General features: G+C 71.2%; 1 protein-coding gene. It reads right to left on the bottom strand.

The window, feature by feature from the left end; all coding sequences use genetic code 11:
* The coding region (locus AC1RPV_RS07950) for an NUDIX domain-containing protein (RefSeq protein ID WP_481764228.1) at window positions 1–264 on the bottom strand (264 nt) is incomplete at both ends.

The raw sequence follows: 264 nt of genomic DNA, 5'->3' as shown, positions 1-264 counted from the left end.
CCGTCATCCACAGCGTGCGCACGATGCCGTCGCCGAGCACATGGCCCGCGATCGGCTCGCCGGCCGTGCCGCAGAACGTGAAGCGCAGGTAGGTCGCGCCGGCACTGCCGGGGCGCTCGTAGTGCGCGAGATAGACGCCGACGAGCGCGTCGGGCGTGAACGGGTGCGCGGTTTCCTCGAGCGTTTCGCGGATCACGGCGTCGGCCAGCGTTTCGCCGGCTTCGAGATGACCGGCCGGCTGGTTGATGCGCAGGCCCGTCGAGG

The sequence above is a fragment of the Dellaglioa sp. CoH-55-MRSF-9 genome, assembly GCF_056782155.1.
Note: the sequence above shows the minus strand (reverse complement) of the source record. Positions and strands in the feature narration are given on the sequence as shown.